The following is a 16457-nucleotide window of genomic DNA, read 5'->3' as shown; positions in this document are numbered from 1 at the left end:
TTACACCTCCTATACTATTCACCGACTAAAGCGGTGCCAATTCGAATCATCGTAGCACCTTCTTCAATTGCAATTTCAAAATCATTAGACATCCCCATTGAAAGCTCCTGACATGGGGCATATGGTAATTGAATATGTTGAATTTCAAGCTGTAGCTTTTTCAAGATTTGGAAGCATTCTCTAATGATGGTTTGGTCCTCTGTAAAAGGAGCCATTGTCATAAGCCCTTCCACTCTAACTTTTGGAAATTTCTCCAATTCCTTTATAAAGGGGATCACCATTTCAGGTGTTAATCCATGCTTTGATTCTTCGCCTGATACATTTACCTGAACGAAGCAGGAAATTGCTTTTTCTCCAGCTCTAGCATTAATCTCCTTTGCTAACGACTCACGATCTAAAGAGTGAATATAATCAACTTTATCTATGATATTTTTTACCTTTCTAGTTTGGAGCGTTCCGATAAAATGCCAGATAGGCTTGTCCCCTAATTTGCTCCACTTTTCAAGAAGGCCTTCATCACGATTTTCGCCTAGATTCATTACACCACATTCTACTGCCTCTATAGCTCTCTCTGTTGTTACGTATTTCGTTACAGCAATGATTTTAATTTCCTCAGGATTTCTATTGCTCCTTTGACATGCTTCGATTACCTTTTGCTGGAGCACGCGTAGATTGTCGCTAACTTTCATCAACTCGTTTGCTCCTCCTTCCACCCAATAAAACTCATCATCCGGCCAGTATTCCCTTTGTCTCTCCGGTGCGAGAAAAAATAATCAGAGTCACAACTCGTACATAAACCTGTTACCTGAATATTTGACTCCTTCAAACCTGTTTTAAGGAGTATTTGTTTATTTAACTCTTTTAAGTTTAAGTGATATTGGTTTTCTTTGATTCGATTATATGGTTTTTTTTCGACATCTTCCACTAAATTTTCCACAAAAGACATGACCTTATCATCTACAATATAACATTTTTCGCAAATAGATGGGCCAATAACAGCAAAAATTTCCGAAACAGGAATATTTTCGTCCTCAAAAACGTTTATCACACTTTTGGCAATCCCTCCAACGGTCCCTTTCCATCCTGCATGTGCAATCGCAATCGCACCGTATTTGGGTGCGATAAAGTAGAGGGGTACACAGTCCGCAAAGCATAATGTTAACAGTAAATTTTTATCATAAGTAAAGAAAGCATCCGTATCCTTGATAGCATTAGTATATGAATCTGAACCGTGTCCACGGTCGCTAAATGAAACTTTTTTCACATGGATATTATGCGTTTGTTCGGCACCAACCCATTGATTCAATGGAATAGCAAAACTTTTGGATAAATTTCCTCGATTGGAGCAAACATCCTCTTCCCTATCACCAACGTGAAATCCTGTATTTAATGTTGAAAAGGAGTGTTTGCTATGTCCTCCGTTTTTCGAAGTAAATCCTGCAACGAGTCCATCGAAACGCTCAATCCAATCTTTGATCATGAAATGAGACGTTTCTTTTAAAATAAATGGTTCCATTTTTAAAACCTCAATTGTTTGTTGATTTTTCTATAGTTTACCATAATTCGCTTTATACTCCCAGTGATTCAGGCTTACTTGGCCTCTGCCTCATCATATTGTCCTTCATTAAAGCCTCGATAGCGAACTAAAATAACATCCTCTCCGATTTTAAGAATATTTCTCCATGAAATGACCATTTCTTCCTCTTTGCCAAAAAAGCCTAACATCCGACCATTTCCACTTACAATAATAGCCTCAATCTTACCGTTTGATAAATTAATTTCTATATCGCTAATATTCCCAAGCTTTTTGCCATCTGCAACATTAACAACATCCTTAATTTGAAATTCTGAGATTTTGACCATCACATATCACTCCCGACTATTCGATACTTAACTATATGAGAATGGGAGGAGAAATCATGATTGTTTTATACAAAAAAACTACCGAGAATATTCGATAGTCTCACATTGTCGACAAAAGGTAGTGAGAAGTTCTTCTCGCTACCTTTTGTCATTTTTTTGGTTGGAAATTGTGGGAAAAAGGCTGATTTCCGCTCCGGGCGCTTGATTTCCGTGGGAAAAACGGGACAGTCGAGACCCTAGACTGAGCGTAGCGAGGGAAGCGGCTCGGCCCAGCCCGCGGAAAGCGCCACTCGGAGTGGAAATCTAACCACACTGAATCCTATCTATATTTTAAAATAAAAAAGACCATAGGCAAACTCGAAATCCCTCAAGTTTGTCTACAGTCTGAAACTACCGAGAATATTCGGTTGTTTATGTTTGTATGTTCTTATTCATTTGTTTGATAGCAGCTTTTTCTAATCTGGATACTTGGGCTTGCGAGATTCCAATCTCATCAGCCACTTCCATCTGAGTTTTTCCTTGGAAGAATCGCTTTCTAAGGATGAGCTTTTCTCTTTCATTTAAGCGTCTCATTCCTTCTTTTAAAGCAATCTCTTCAATCCATTGTACATCCTTGTTACGTTCATCACTTAGTTGATCCATAACATAAATGGGATCTCCTCCGTCGTTATATATTGGTTCAAATAACGAAACGGGATCTTGGATTGCATCTAAAGCAAATACGATTTCTTCATGAGAAACATCTAGTACTTTTGCTATTTCTTCAGCTGTCGGCTCCTTTGACGTTTCACTCATTAGTTTTTCCCGCACCTGCAATGCCTTGTAAGCAATATCTCTTAACGAACGAGAAACACGAATTGGATTATTATCTCTTAAGTATCGTCGGATTTCTCCAATTATCATTGGAACAGCATAAGTAGAGAATTTCACGTTTTGACCTAGGTCAAAATTGTCAATTGATTTCATCAACCCGATACACCCTACTTGAAACAGGTCATCGACAAACTCTCCACGATTGTTAAATCGCTGAATGACACTCAAAACTAGTCGTAAGTTTCCATTCACGAGCTTTTCTCGGGCTGTTATGTCCCCGGCTTGCATTTCTTTAAAGAGCAATCGCATTTCTTCATTTTTTAAAACTGGTAACTTAGATGTATCAACACCGCAAATTTCAACTTTATTACGAGTCAATTCTTTTCCCTCCTCACAGGAGCTGCTGTACAAAAAACAGTATCTCCCCGAGAAGGAAAAATATGCACATCCAAAATGGACATGCATACTTAGAATTTCCTGTAAATGTAATTAGGACAAGGTATTTACATATAATTTTTAGCTTAAAAAATTTTTCTTTTGAAGAAGAATTTTTAAACCATTTTATTAAATTCTTTCTTCAGTCTTTTAATAATTCTTTTTTCAAGCCTTGAAATATATGATTGTGAAATACCAAGCATATCAGCGACGTCCTTCTGCGTCTTTTCCTCCCCCGTACCTAATCCAAACCTAAGCTCCATGATTTGTTTTTCACGATCATTGAGCTGATGCAAGGCCTTCAATAATAGCTTTTTATCAACATTGGCCTCTAGATCCTTCGTAATTATATCTTCTTCCGTTCCCAATACATCGGACAGTAAGAGCTCATTCCCATCCCAGTCAATATTTAGTGGTTCATCAAAGGACACCTCTGAACGAATTTTATTATTTCTTCGTAAGTACATGAGAATTTCATTTTCGATACATCTTGATGCGTATGTAGCAAGCTTAATTTTCTTTTCCGGATTGAAGGTGTTAACGGCTTTTATTAAACCGATGGTCCCGATGCTAATTAAATCCTCAATATTAATTCCTGTATTCTCAAACTTCCTTGCGATGTAAACAACAAGACGTAAATTTCTCTCAATTAGAATGGACCTTGCTGCCTTGTCCCCGCTCGGAAGCTTTTGAAGCAACACTTCCTCTTCTTCTTTTGATAAAGGAGGAGGTAATGCCTCACTTCCACCTATATAGAAGACCTCATCTGTCTTGAGCCCTAGCTTGATTAATAATTTATACCAGTAATAAGAAAGTCGAAGTTTTATACTTTTCATGAGTTGTCCTCCTTCTAAATTATGTTTTTCTGAGTATAGTATTATTAGCTTACCTTTACATCTGATTTCACCTTTGCTACACCCGTTACCATCTTTGGGTGAACAATACATTGGAACGTATCGTCGGAGGAAAGCTGCTGTGTTGTAAAGGAAACTAATCCTTTTTCCACTTGTATCATTTTTTCTTCCATTTCAATTTGAAGTTGATCTGGTTTGATAGCGATAATAAGCTGATGCTCTTGTCCAACTACTTTGTACGGGATAATACGAAGCTTATTTTCCCATTCTGATGGCAGAGAGGCTGATCCATAAATTATTTCATCCTTTTCACTAGCTAGTATTCTTATCGATTCTGGAATCATCGCTAATTGATTATAGACAGAGACAAACATAACAGGCATTTTTGTGAGAGGATCGTAAAGCTGATTCCCACTGTCTACAAGCCCTTTACATGAGAAATTACTATCTCCAATCTGGATATGAATAGAAACCATTTGATCAAATTGAATTTTCGTCATCTCAAAATGTTCAATATTTGATCTTGAGAAATGCCATGCAATGGGAAAGCCTATAAGAATAAAAAACCAACTAATGGGATCACCAAAGCCTTTTACACTTCCAATTAACACCGAGGAGGTCAATTGATTATCAAACTGAATGAAATAATGAACTCCAATAAGTGCCCCACCTATTAGAAAGGTAACAAAATAAAAGGTCATCGTCGTACGGATGAATGTACGAAATCTCTTGTATCCAAATGTAACAAGAACCATCACTAAAGAGAATGCTAATTTCACGATAGGATGACCAGAATAATTCTGAAAAGGAGTAAAGGCCAATATAATAATGAAGGATCCAATAAGTCCTCCACCAAACAGTCTCCAAATCTTATACTCTCTTTTTACTATTATGGCAGTTAAATAAAGAAGTAATGTATCGAAAAGGAGATTTAGCAGCCAAATCACATCTAAATAAAGTGTCAAAGAATTTCCTCCTTGCTCGTTTCTCCTTTTTCAATCTATTATTCTGTTATGGAAAAGTATAACGTACATAGATGTTGGAAGTGTGTCACTTTATGTACACAAAAAAGAAGAGATTTTCACAAATCCCTTCGTTTTTTGTCAAAATTTCTCATGTCAGGTTGGGAAAACTGGTTTTCCTCTTGATAGAAAATAAAAAGCAGAATTCTGGTCGAATTCTGCTTTTTGTGTTAATAGGTTTAACGTCTTCTATTTCGGTTCCGTAAAAACGTAGGAATATCTAGCGTATCGTCACTGCTATTATGAGAAGTCGATGGACGTACAGGTTCATTGTACTCCTCTTCGCGAATGACTTCTCTTTGTGGCTTTGTTTGCGTTGCTGATGGTTTTGGTTGCCCAAATCCAGGACGATTTGCTGGTTTAGGTTGAGAAATGTCTTCATTGAATCCAGTCGCAATAACTGTTACGACAATTTCATCCTTCAGATTATCATTGATTACTGAACCGAAGATCATGTTCACTTCTTGGTCAGATGCAGAAGCTACGATATCTGCTGCCTCCTGAACTTCATAAAGGCTTAGGTTTGAACCACCAGTGATGTTCATCAATACCCCTTGAGCTCCATCAATGGACTTTTCAAGAAGCGGAGAAGAAATTGCTTTTTTCGCTGCTTCTGTTGCACGGTTTTCCCCTGCAGCCACACCAATCCCCATAAGTGCAGAACCTTTATTAGACATAATTGTCTTCACATCTGCGAAGTCAAGGTTAATTAGACCTGGTGTTGCAATAAGGTCAGAAATACCTTGAACCCCTTGACGAAGTACGTTGTCAGCCTCTCGGAAAGCTTCAAGCATTGGAGTACTCTTATCTACAATTTCAAGTAGACGATCATTTGGAATTACGATTAGTGTATCAACCGCTTCCTTCATGGAAGAAATACCACCTTGAGCTTGTGTCGAACGCTTTCGACCTTCAAACGTAAATGGTCTTGTTACAACACCTACTGTTAATGCTCCTAAATCACGAGCAATTTGAGCAATTACTGGTGCTGCACCTGTTCCAGTTCCGCCACCCATACCAGCTGTAACGAAAACCATATCCGCTCCAGCTAAGACTTCCTCAATTTGTTCTCTGCTTTCTTCAGCTGCCTTCTTACCTACTTCTGGGTTTGCTCCTGCTCCAAGACCACGAGTAAGCTTTCCCCCAATTTGCATTCTTGTTTCTGCCTTCGATAAATTCAATGCCTGCGCATCTGTATTTACCGCAATAAATTCGACACCCTGGACGCCATGCTCAATCATACGATTAACAGCATTATTTCCGCCTCCACCTACGCCGATTACTTTTATAGTTGCCAATGAATCTAAATTTGTATCAAATTCCAACATGACGTATCCTCCTAATTCGTCGATATTCCCGGTAGCGGTCAATTGAAAACACTATTCAAAAAAGTAACCAAGGAATTTTTTCACTCGTGATGTCATTTTTTCTTCCGGCTGCTTGTCCGGCTTTGCTTTTGGTTGTGGCTGCTTTTGAACTCTTTTTTCCTTTGTTTCCCCAGCAGCCGTACTGTTACCAATAGACCGACCTTGTATTTTAGCGTTTTTATAAGCGAATTTTATTAAACCGACAGCAGTCGTGTATTGCGGCTCACGCACTCCAATATAATCCGGAATGGCGATACGTACTCGGTTTTGGAAAACCACTTGAGCTAATTCAAGAATTCCTTGGGTGTTTGCAACTCCACCTGACAACACATATCCACCAGGTAAATCACGAATGCCCAAACGTCTAATTTCATTTTGGATAAGGTCGAAAATTTCTTCCATTCTTGCTTCAATAATATCAGAAACTTCAAGCTGGTTAAATTGTTGATGCTGGTCACTTCCAATAATCGGAACGCTAAAAACCTCTTCCTCAGAAGCATGGTCATAAAATGCATGTCCATGTTTTGTTTTTATTTTTTCAGCATCCTCAGTAGAGGTACGAAGACCAATCGAGATATCTTTTGTTATATGGTCTCCACCAACAGGAAGTACACTTGTTGCTCGTAAAAATCCTTGTTCAAATACACTAATGGTTGTTGAACCCCCACCAATATCAACGAGTGCCACCCCTAAGTTTTTCTCATCCTTAGAGAGAGCAAAAGCACCAGAAGCTAGTGGTTGGAGAGTAATATCAAGGATTTCTAATCCAGAACGTTCTACGCATCGAAGAGTATTATGTAAAATCGTCTTAGAACCTGTAATAATCGTTCCTTCCATTTCAAGCCTTACACCTATCATTCCCCGTGGGTCATTAATTTCATCTAGTCCATCGACAATAAATTGCTTTGGAATGACATCAATAATTTCACGTTCTGGAGGAATAGATATAACCTGTGCTGCATCAATTACTCTAGCAACATCGTCGTTGGTAATTTCACGGTTTTCACTTGATACAGCTACTACACCGTGGCATGGCTGTAACATTACATGATTTCCAGTAACACCAACAATTACCTTATTAATTTCCATGCCTATCATTCTCTCAGCTTGTTCTATTGCCTTTCTAATAGAATGAACGGTTTCATCTATATCAACAATGGATCCTTTTCTGAGTCCTTCGGATTTAACATTGCCAACACCAATAATATTTAAAGAGTCATTGACCATTTCCCCAATAATCACTTTTACACTGGATGTACCGATGTCAAGACTTACATATATCTCATTGCTGTTCATTCTTTGGCACCTCCTTTAACAATTCAAAAAATTGAACAACAATCCCGATTTTAAAGACCGTATAATATGGTATCTATAAAATTATTCGGCAAAGTTAATATATTCCCTTTTAAAATATACAATTTTTTTCTATTTTTCTTTATTTGTGGACCATTTTGTTAGCAGAATTCTCCGAATAACTGCTATATTTTGAAATAGCCTTACTCCAAAGGCAAAAACTGCTGCTAAATACAAGTCTACACCAAGATGAACACCTAGAAAAGCTAAACTTGCAGCAAGAATAATATTAAAGAAAAAACCGGAAACAAAAACCTTCTCGTCATATATATTCTGTAGATGCGCCCTAATCCCTCCGAACAGGGTATCTAGCGCAGCTAATACTGCGATGGACAGATAATTAGAATATTCCTCTGGAACAGATATATCAGTCATTAAACCTAGGACGACTCCAATTATTAATCCTAAAAGGGGAAGCCACATATTAACTACCTCCTTTGTCAGATTTTACTTGTTCCATACCTCTAATACGAATCGAATCTTCAAAGGCTGGTACAGTAACGGAAAGCTCAGGTTTCTTTAAGGTAACTGTTAGATTATCAATAAAGAACTCTTCCGCTGATTTAGAGACCTGCATTCGATTGTATAGCTTTTCTGCAACTGTAAAATCCTTTGTTAAAACGATGATTTCTATCGGAAATTTCGTTAATGAACGCCCGTTTATCTTCGTTTCTCCATTTATATCACGGATCACAGTAGTATTGATCACTCTTTGACCTGCGACCGATACATGTTCTGCACCATACATATTTAATTCATTAAGGAGACGTTCTAGAAGATCTGCTGATAACGTTGCACCTGAAGTTCCTAAAATTAATTCTTCATTTAATTGTTCTATGTAAATAGTCAAACCTGGGCCAGTCAACTCCGTAAGCCCTGCTTCTTCCTTTAATTCCTCTAGAGTGTTCCTTAACGTTGTTTCTTTGCCTTGTTCCCTTTCCGTTTCATATTCGTTCAATTTTTCTTCATTAGAACGAATTTCTTGAATAAGTCGAGATTGGAGCTCCTTTTCCTTCACTAAATCTTCACGAAGCTGCCAAGTATCCCTTGTATCTCGGATTTCTGGCTTAGAGACCGTTTGGAACTGTATAGCTAGCATGAAGCCGACAATCACACCGATGATCACCAAGCTATTAATGTTCCTTCTGTCCACGTGATAATCACCTAGCTTTCTACAAATATTTGTGGACAAAACTTGCAAATATGTTAAGTACCTAAAAGTGGATCTAAAATAACTTCTTCTTTTTTCTCAATCGTTACTTCAATATTGTCACTTACAAGCATATCTTTAATTCCACCAGTTAAATTCAAGGCAGATGTCATTACCTCAGGGTCACCAATAGCTGTAATAACGAATGGAGCAGGATGTTGAAATCCATCCACTTCAATCACTGGGCCATTGCAAAGAATATAGGAATTATGTGTGAGCCTTTGCCCATTAATCGCAATGGCTGCAGCGCCTGATATATATAACTCATTAATTACCTTAAAGACATGATGCTCATGAACAATATAGTTATTAATGTTTTCTTCCTTAGGATTATAGTCACCATCAGCAAGAGACACTTCTACTCCCTTTCCTTTTACCTTGACTTTCCCTACATACATACGATATTTTTCTGCATCTTCCGCAAGGTTGAAGAAAACTTGTTCTTCCTTGGCCAATTCCTCTTCAAACTCGACAATTTTATCTTGCTTTTCCTTCAACTCATTTTGAAGCTCTCGGTTTCTTTCTTCCTGAGCTATCAACTGATTGCGCAGTTCTAAATCTCGATTCCATTGCTTGTCCGATATCGTATTTTGTGCATTTTCCTGTTTAGTTAAGTGATAAGAAAAAGACACCATATATCCTAACACAAGGAAAACTAACGAGAGGATAACATGTTTACCCTTCACCCTCTTCTTCACTTGTTTCAACTCCTCCTGATTCGTATAATTTAAAATACGAACCAACCTCTAAATCAATAATTCCCTTTTGTGACGGATCTAACTGACTAACGATGGAAGGGTAGTGTATCATTTTTTCTGAAAAACTCCTTAAAGATGCACTTACTTCGTTTCCATCATTCATGTACAAAGAGATATGGAAGCGATCCGTATCTTTTGGCGTATAGTTTACTTCTGAAATAGAGTAAAGGATTTCAAATGGGAGCTCTTTCAGGCTACTAACCATTTCTTCAAGTATCTCCCCCTCTGTAAAACCAATTAATATTGGGGCATTAGAAAGAGTATTTGAGCTTCCTTCAGCTTCCAATATTTCACCATTTTCCAAAACGGGAATAAATGAATTATCTTTAGCAATAACAGCAATCCGATCATATTCCTTTACAGTTATTAATACATTATTAGGGAATGACCATTCTACAGTTGCTGATTTTATTTCCGGAAGTTCTTCTATTTCCTTTTCTACTCGCTTTTTATCGAGTTTCCATATGTTCATACCAGTGGACAAGCCACTGGACTTCACTAGATGCTCGACCTTATATAAGTCATTACCTCTGACACTTATCTTTTTAATATGACTTAGAGGTGATTGGAAATAAACGACACAAACGATTAACAAGAAGAATAAACTTAATAAAGTGACAAGTCTTCTATTAGCCTTTTTTCGTCTTTGTTGTTTCAATTTGGGAATCCGTTCTTCAATCGAAACTATTTTCCCCTGATCCAATCCAATCACCTCACGATAAGCAAATATTTTTTAAAAGACTAAATACGAATTGATTTTAAAAGTGAAAAACAACGGCACGAGAAATCATGCCGTTTTTTTTTAGGTAATAAGTAATTTCCCAAGTATTTATTATATCACAGACTACTACTTTGTAAGGGGGACAATCATCCTATTTTATTCCTATTATTTCAACTTCTGTTTCCATTTTTACTTCATACAAGTCATATATCGTGTCCTTGACATGCTGAATTAACTGTAAAACATCGTCCGCCTTTGCATTTCCTGTATTTACGATAAAGTTTCCATGCATTTCAGAGATTTTCGCCCCACCAATTTGGTACCCTTTTAAGCCTGCTACCTCAATCAACTTACCTGCATAATTTGGAAGTGGATTACGGAAGATACTACCTGCACATGGAAAATTCCATGGCTGTGTTTCTTTTCTGTAATCTTTATTTTTTTGCATCTCGCTAAAAATAGAATCCTTGTTCCCCTCTTCCAAAGAGAAAACTGCTTCAACAACTACTCCTGGACGTTTTTTTTGCAGAACAGAGGTACGATAAGAAAATTCCATTTCCTCATTCGATACCCATTCTAGCTTTCCATCTTCAAAGAATACAAGTGCTTTGTCTAGTATATTTGAAATATCCGAACCATGTGCTCCTGCATTCATGAACACTGCCCCGCCGACAGATCCAGGAATTCCACTGGCAAACTCCAACCCAGAAAACCCTTTTCTACTAATGGAAGTTGCTAGGCTAACCAGCGAGTGACCACCGCCAACTGTAAGTGTGGTACCGTTCATTTCAACCTTATCTAATCCAGAGCCAAGCTTAATGACAACACCTGAAATTCCTCTATCAGAAACAAGTAAGTTAGAACCTCTTCCAATAGCAATCCACTGTGCCTTATACTTTTGGATCAGTTTCATTGTTTTTTCTAAATTTTCTACAGATGTCGGTTCTACAAAAAGTTCTGCAGGACCACCAATCTTAATGGTTGTATGATTCGCCATTGGCTCATTTTCTTTTACCGTACCTATCATCGACTGCTTTAATTCTTCAGCTAATCCGATCATTTCTACCTCCCCTTTCAGTCGGAGTTATTTTATCTTATGCATGGTAGCAAACCTAGGCTACAAACGAAGGAATCATTCTCATCTATCGACTGTTTTTTTCTTTTAATAACGTCTCCATTAATCGATACAGTCTTCCAGCCGCATCACGAATCCCTAGTTTATAGGCTGCTTGCTTCATTTCTTTTAAGCTTTCCTTTTGAAGTAATAGTGAATCCATTTGTTCGATTAATTTGTTTGCTGTTAAGTCTTTTTCAAGCATTAAAATTGCAGCACCATGGTCACTTAAAGCACGAGCATTTTTTTCCTGATGATTGTTTGTCACATATGGACTTGGAACTAGAATGCTTGGTACCCCTAGGGATGTCAATTCAGCTAACGTAGTTGCACCTGCACGAGCAACAATTAAATCCATTCCAGCCAGCACTTCTGGCATATTATGAATAAAAGGTTTTACAATGACGTTCTCTGGGCTCCCAACTAGTTCTACTTCTTTAAGCACTTCCTCGTAATGCACCTCTCCTGTTACGTACAATACTTGATAAGGCTTTTCACTCAGGACTGATAATGATTTTAAGATCGCTTCATTTATTGGTCTCGCTCCACGACTTCCCCCTACTACAAGCACTGATGGGACATTCGTTTTTAAACCAACAGATAATTTGCCCTTAATTCCATCCTGATTTAATACTTCTGATGCTCTTGGATTTCCAGTAAGCTCAACCTTTTCTTGTGGAAAATAGCTTTTGGCTTCTTGAAAACAAATAGCAACTTTATCGACATAACGACTTAAAAACTTATTCGTTAATCCTGGCACACTATTTTGCTCATGAATAATCGTTGGAATGCCAAGCTTAGAAGCAGCGTAAACAACAGGGCCACATACGTAACCACCCGTTCCAATGACCACATCTGCTTTAAAGTCTTTTATATATTGCTTACTTTTTTGAACACCTTTTAAAAATCTAATTACGGTTTTTACATTATCAATGGATAGCTTTCTTTTAAACCCTGTAATATGTATAGACTGAAAAGGAATATTTTCTCTTCTAACAATGGTGTTCTCTAATCCTTTTTCAGTACCGATATATAAGAATTCAGCATTTTTATGTTCCTTTTGTATCTCTCTAATAAGGGCAAGAGCCGGATATATATGTCCACCGGTTCCACCACCACTTACAACAATTCGCAATTCTTTCCACTCTCCTTAACGTTGAAAAATCAACCATTCAAAGGTGATAGTCATGATGTAATCTGAAAAAAATCACCCTCACGTTTTACCCCATTTTACTATATTTCAAACGACAAATCGAAAAACAACGAACGATTGTCATCTAAATGTAATAAAAAAATAGAAGAAAACCCTGTGCTAATAACAGGGTTCTCTAGCCTATCTCATAATTTTGAGTGTTTACTAACGTTTAGTAGCACCCCTATGGCCATAAGCATGAGTGTTAGCGAAGACCCTCCATAACTCAGAAACGGAAGAGTAATTCCAGTAACCGGCATCAGTCCTGTAACCACACCCACATTAATCATTACTTGAATAGCAACCATTGCGACAATTCCCACCGATAAGAAACTACCGAACAAATCTGGAGCACCTAAAGCAATCCGAATTCCACGCCACAATAATAAAGCGAATAGAAGGAGAACAAAGGATCCTCCAATAAAACCCAATTCCTCCGCCAAAATGGCAAAGATGAAATCGGTTTGGGGTTCAGGTAAATAAAAGAATTTTTGTCTACTTTGTCCTAAACCTAAACCAAATAATCCACCTGGTCCGATTGCATATAGTGATTGAATAATTTGAAAGCCGCTCCCGAGTGGGTCCTCCCACGGATCTAAAAAGGATGTGATCCTCTTAATCCTGTAAGGGGCTGATATGACTAGACCAACGAACCCAATAACTCCTAACATTCCTAAGCCAACAAAATGGCCAATTCTTGCACCAGCGATAAAAATCATGACAACAGACGTTCCAACCATTACCGTTCCAGTCCCTAAATCCGGTTGTAGCATAATCATACCAAATGCAAGAAATACTAACCCAAGGGATGGCATAAGACCTTTTCTAAAAGAAGTAATCTTTTTTTGATTTTCTGAAAGAAACTTAGCTAAAAAGGCAATCATTGCGAGCTTCATAAATTCTGAAGGCTGAATAGAAAAGGCACCAACCCCAATCCAGCTTCGAGAACCGTTTCTTACATTCCCTATCCCAGGAATGAGAACGAGAACAAGAAGCACAAAGCAGATGATAATAATCATTTTGGCAAAAGTTCTCCACGTCCAATAATCAACATTCATTATGAAGAACATGGCCACAATTCCGACCCCAGCAAACAACATTTGTCGCTTAGCAAAATAAAAGGAATCATCAAATTTATAGTCAGCCCAGATGGCACTAGCACTATAAACCATAATTAATCCGGTCGCTAATAGGGTAAAAGTTACAATCATTAATATTAGGTCTGGAGTAGCTTTTTTAGTCGGCAAAAGAACACACCTCGAATGCAAGTTTTAGGGCTTACAGTGAGGATTGCGCCTTATTTAGAAACCATCACCTTCAAATAAGTTTCTTCATAAGACAAGCCCTTACTTAAGCTTATGCACCGCATTAATAAAAATGTCTCCTCTAACCTCAAAAGTTTTATATTGATCCCAGCTAGCACATGCAGGTGATAAAAGAATCACATCTCCTGGACTTGAGTGTGTAAAGGCAACAGGTACGGCTTTTTCCACATTATCGACACGGACAATTGTTTTTATTCCTGCCTCTCGTGCAGCCTCCTCGATTTTAGGAGCCGTTTGTCCAAATGTGACAACCGTTTTCACATTGTGTAAGACAGGAATTAGCTCGTCAAACCCATTTCCGCGATCCAGTCCTCCTGCAAGTAATACAATAGGAGCTTTAAATGCGGTTAAAGCCTTTTCCGTTGCTAAAATATTCGTCGCCTTTGAGTCATTATAAAACTTGCGTCCTTCTATCTCACCAATATATTGAAGACGATGCTTAACCCCAGTAAAGGTTGTTAATACCTCAACAATTGCTTCGTTAGAAACATTTGTTAGCTTAGCAGCAGCTACCGCTGAAAGGATGTTTTCTAGATTATGTGCCCCTGGTAAAACAATGTCAGTAAGCGCCATTATTTTTTCATTTTTAAAGTACAAATAATCATCGGTAACATAGGCACCGTTAGGTTGAGATTGTTTTGTAGAAAAAGGAATAGAGACAGCATTGCTGCTTTGACCTATTTCGAATGTACTATCTTGATCTCCATTAAAGATAAAGTAATCCTCTTCTGTTTGGTTTTTTGTTATATTTGCTTTTGCACCCCAATACTCTCCACGTGTACCATGATAATCTAAGTGAGCATCATAAAGATTGGTAAGCACGGCAATTTTCGGCTTAAACGACGATATCCCCATTAGCTGAAACGACGATAATTCAATTACAATTGTATTATCAGATGTAGCCTCCTGAGCTACTTCCGACGCAACTGTTCCAATGTTCCCCGCAATTAGAGGGGCTTTGTTGCCCGCCTTTAACATTTCAAAAATAAGGGTAGTTGTTGTGGTTTTTCCATTCGTACCTGTAATAGCTATAAAAGGTGCCTCAGAAATTTGATACGCAAGCTCAACCTCTGTAATAACCGGAATTCCTTTTTCAATGGCGGCTTGAATCATTTCATTATGGTATGGAATACCTGGATTTTTTACAATTAGTTCAAACCCTTCATCTAAAAGCTCAACTGGATGATTTCCACAAATAACTGTAATTCCTTGTTCAAGCAGCCCTTGAGCTTCAGGATTTTCAGACAAAGGCTTTTTATCATTAACGGTGACAAACGCACCTAATCGGTGCAACAAATTTGCTGCACCGACCCCACTCTTTGCTAAACCTAGTACAAGTACCTTTTTATGAATATACTTTTTAATATCTCTCAATTACAACCACACCTCAATATAAATTCCTAATACTGCACATAATAACCCAACTGTCCAGAACGTGACAACTACTCTCCATTCGGACCATCCAATTAATTCGTAATGGTGATGTAGGGGGCTCATTCGGAAAATTCGTCTTCCAGTCGTTTTAAAAGAAATTACCTGTAGGATGACTGACAATGTTTCAACGACAAATATTCCTCCGATGATGATTAGCAGAATTTCTAACTTAGTTAAGATTGCAATAGTAGCTATTGCTCCTCCTAGCGCAAGGGATCCCGTGTCTCCCATAAACACTTTAGCAGGGTGTGCATTAAAGACAAGGAAGCCTAGAACAGCACCAACAACTGCTAAGGAGAAAATGGCTACATCATATTCCCCCTGGTTCCAAGACAGTACAGCAAAAGCTCCAAAGGCAATGGCTGCCGTTCCCGAAACGAGGCCATCTAAACCATCTGTTAAATTAACCGCGTTTGAAAACCCAACCAACCAGAAAATGATAAAAAATACATAAAACCAACCAAGATCAAAACTAATTTCGGTTAACGGAATGGAAACTGTTGTTGAAAATTCATTTTGTCTTAAAATAAAATAAAAAATAAATGAAATGACGATTTGTCCAAATAGCTTTTGTTTAGAGGTTAATCCTAAGTTTCTTTTCATGACAACTTTAATAAAATCATCTAAAAATCCTAAAAGACCAAACCCTATTGTTACAAAGAGTAGTAAATATGTTTGTACGGAAAGCTCCGAATACTTTGTTGTCATCACAATAGTCGTAACGACGATAGATAATAGTATCATCGTTCCACCCATCGTTGGTGTACCTGATTTCTTTTGATGAGATTTAGGTCCTTCTTCTCTAATGCTTTGTCCGAATTTCAACCTTCTTAAAAACGGAATCAAAATTGGGGATAGGATGACCGAAATGAGAAATCCCACTATTATTGTGAATAAAATAACTTGCTCCATCACTTTCCCCCCACTTTTTCCATTACGGAAACACTAGTATGAATAAGCTGTTTATGTAGTACAGCAATATCATATGTTTGTTCC

General features: G+C 37.8%; 17 protein-coding genes. All 17 read right to left on the bottom strand.

Going from position 1 to position 16457, the window contains the following annotated elements; all coding sequences use genetic code 11:
* Positions 1-14: 14 nt before the first annotated feature.
* The 17 genes from BKO01S_RS10555 to mraY all read right to left on the bottom strand — a co-directional run bounded on the left by BKO01S_RS10555 (position 15) and on the right by mraY (position 16376).
* On the bottom strand, positions 15-689 hold the full coding sequence (locus tag BKO01S_RS10555) for a YggS family pyridoxal phosphate-dependent enzyme (protein WP_066053477.1): 675 nt from the start codon (positions 687-689) through the stop codon (positions 15-17).
* A complete protein-coding gene (gene pgeF, locus BKO01S_RS10550; RefSeq protein WP_066053020.1) occupies positions 689-1516 on the bottom strand; it encodes a peptidoglycan editing factor PgeF in 828 nt (275 codons plus the stop codon). Before pgeF ends, BKO01S_RS10555 begins: the two co-directional genes overlap by 1 nt.
* Before the next feature lie 74 nt (positions 1517-1590).
* Positions 1591-1863 carry a YlmC/YmxH family sporulation protein gene (locus tag BKO01S_RS10545; RefSeq protein WP_066053017.1) on the bottom strand — a complete coding sequence of 91 codons (273 nt, stop codon included), beginning with the start codon at positions 1861-1863 and terminating at the stop codon, positions 1591-1593.
* Between the two features lie 411 nt (positions 1864-2274).
* Positions 2275-3054, bottom strand: a complete 780-nt coding sequence (gene sigG, locus BKO01S_RS10535) for an RNA polymerase sporulation sigma factor SigG (RefSeq protein WP_066053011.1) — start codon at positions 3052-3054, stop codon at positions 2275-2277.
* Between the two features lie 173 nt (positions 3055-3227).
* Positions 3228-3947, bottom strand: coding sequence for an RNA polymerase sporulation sigma factor SigE (sigE, locus tag BKO01S_RS10530; RefSeq protein WP_066053008.1), 720 nt, complete (start codon positions 3945-3947; stop codon positions 3228-3230).
* Positions 3948-3991: 44 nt separating this feature from the next.
* Entirely contained in the window at positions 3992-4930 is a 939-nt protein-coding gene (gene spoIIGA / locus BKO01S_RS10525; RefSeq protein WP_066053006.1) for a sigma-E processing peptidase SpoIIGA, read from the bottom strand.
* A gap of 236 nt (positions 4931-5166) precedes the next feature.
* Positions 5167-6315, bottom strand: coding sequence for a cell division protein FtsZ (gene ftsZ, locus BKO01S_RS10520; protein ID WP_066053004.1), 1149 nt, complete (start codon positions 6313-6315; stop codon positions 5167-5169).
* Between the two features lie 51 nt (positions 6316-6366).
* The gene (gene ftsA, locus BKO01S_RS10515; RefSeq protein WP_066053001.1) at positions 6367-7650 is read right to left on the bottom strand and encodes a cell division protein FtsA; all 1284 of its coding nucleotides are present in this window, start codon (positions 7648-7650) and stop codon (positions 6367-6369) included.
* 129 nt (positions 7651-7779) lie between these two features.
* Positions 7780-8130, bottom strand: a complete 351-nt coding sequence (locus tag BKO01S_RS10510) for a small basic family protein (protein WP_066053000.1) — start codon at positions 8128-8130, stop codon at positions 7780-7782.
* Between the two features lies 1 nt (position 8131).
* Positions 8132-8860, bottom strand: a complete 729-nt coding sequence (locus BKO01S_RS10505) for a DUF881 domain-containing protein (protein WP_066052997.1) — start codon at positions 8858-8860, stop codon at positions 8132-8134.
* A 53-nt stretch (positions 8861-8913) separates the two neighbouring features.
* A complete protein-coding gene (locus BKO01S_RS10500) occupies positions 8914-9615 on the bottom strand; it encodes a DUF881 domain-containing protein (RefSeq protein ID WP_066052994.1) in 702 nt (233 codons plus the stop codon).
* Positions 9593-10387 (bottom strand): cell division protein FtsQ/DivIB, encoded by a 795-nt coding sequence (locus BKO01S_RS10495; protein ID WP_369690994.1) that lies wholly within the window; start codon positions 10385-10387, stop codon positions 9593-9595. The genes BKO01S_RS10500 and BKO01S_RS10495 overlap by 23 nt, the downstream gene beginning before the upstream one ends.
* 160 nt (positions 10388-10547) lie before the next feature.
* Positions 10548-11456 (bottom strand): UDP-N-acetylmuramate dehydrogenase, encoded by a 909-nt coding sequence (gene murB / locus BKO01S_RS10490; protein ID WP_066052989.1) that lies wholly within the window; start codon positions 11454-11456, stop codon positions 10548-10550.
* Positions 11457-11538: 82 nt separating this feature from the next.
* On the bottom strand, positions 11539-12645 hold the full coding sequence (murG, locus tag BKO01S_RS10485) for an undecaprenyldiphospho-muramoylpentapeptide beta-N-acetylglucosaminyltransferase (protein ID WP_066052986.1): 1107 nt from the start codon (positions 12643-12645) through the stop codon (positions 11539-11541).
* A gap of 203 nt (positions 12646-12848) precedes the next feature.
* On the bottom strand, positions 12849-13949 hold the full coding sequence (spoVE, locus tag BKO01S_RS10480) for a stage V sporulation protein E (RefSeq protein ID WP_066052983.1): 1101 nt from the start codon (positions 13947-13949) through the stop codon (positions 12849-12851).
* 99 nt (positions 13950-14048) lie between these two features.
* Positions 14049-15401, bottom strand: coding sequence for a UDP-N-acetylmuramoyl-L-alanine--D-glutamate ligase (gene murD / locus BKO01S_RS10475; protein WP_066052980.1), 1353 nt, complete (start codon positions 15399-15401; stop codon positions 14049-14051).
* Entirely contained in the window at positions 15402-16376 is a 975-nt protein-coding gene (gene mraY, locus BKO01S_RS10470; protein WP_066052977.1) for a phospho-N-acetylmuramoyl-pentapeptide-transferase, read from the bottom strand.
* Between the last annotated feature and the right edge of the window lie 81 nt (positions 16377-16457).

Origin of the sequence: Robertmurraya korlensis NBRC 107688, assembly GCF_001591645.1 — a bacterium.
GTDB lineage: Bacteria > Bacillota > Bacilli > Bacillales > Cytobacillaceae > Robertmurraya_A.
Note: the sequence above shows the minus strand (reverse complement) of the source record. Positions and strands in the feature narration are given on the sequence as shown.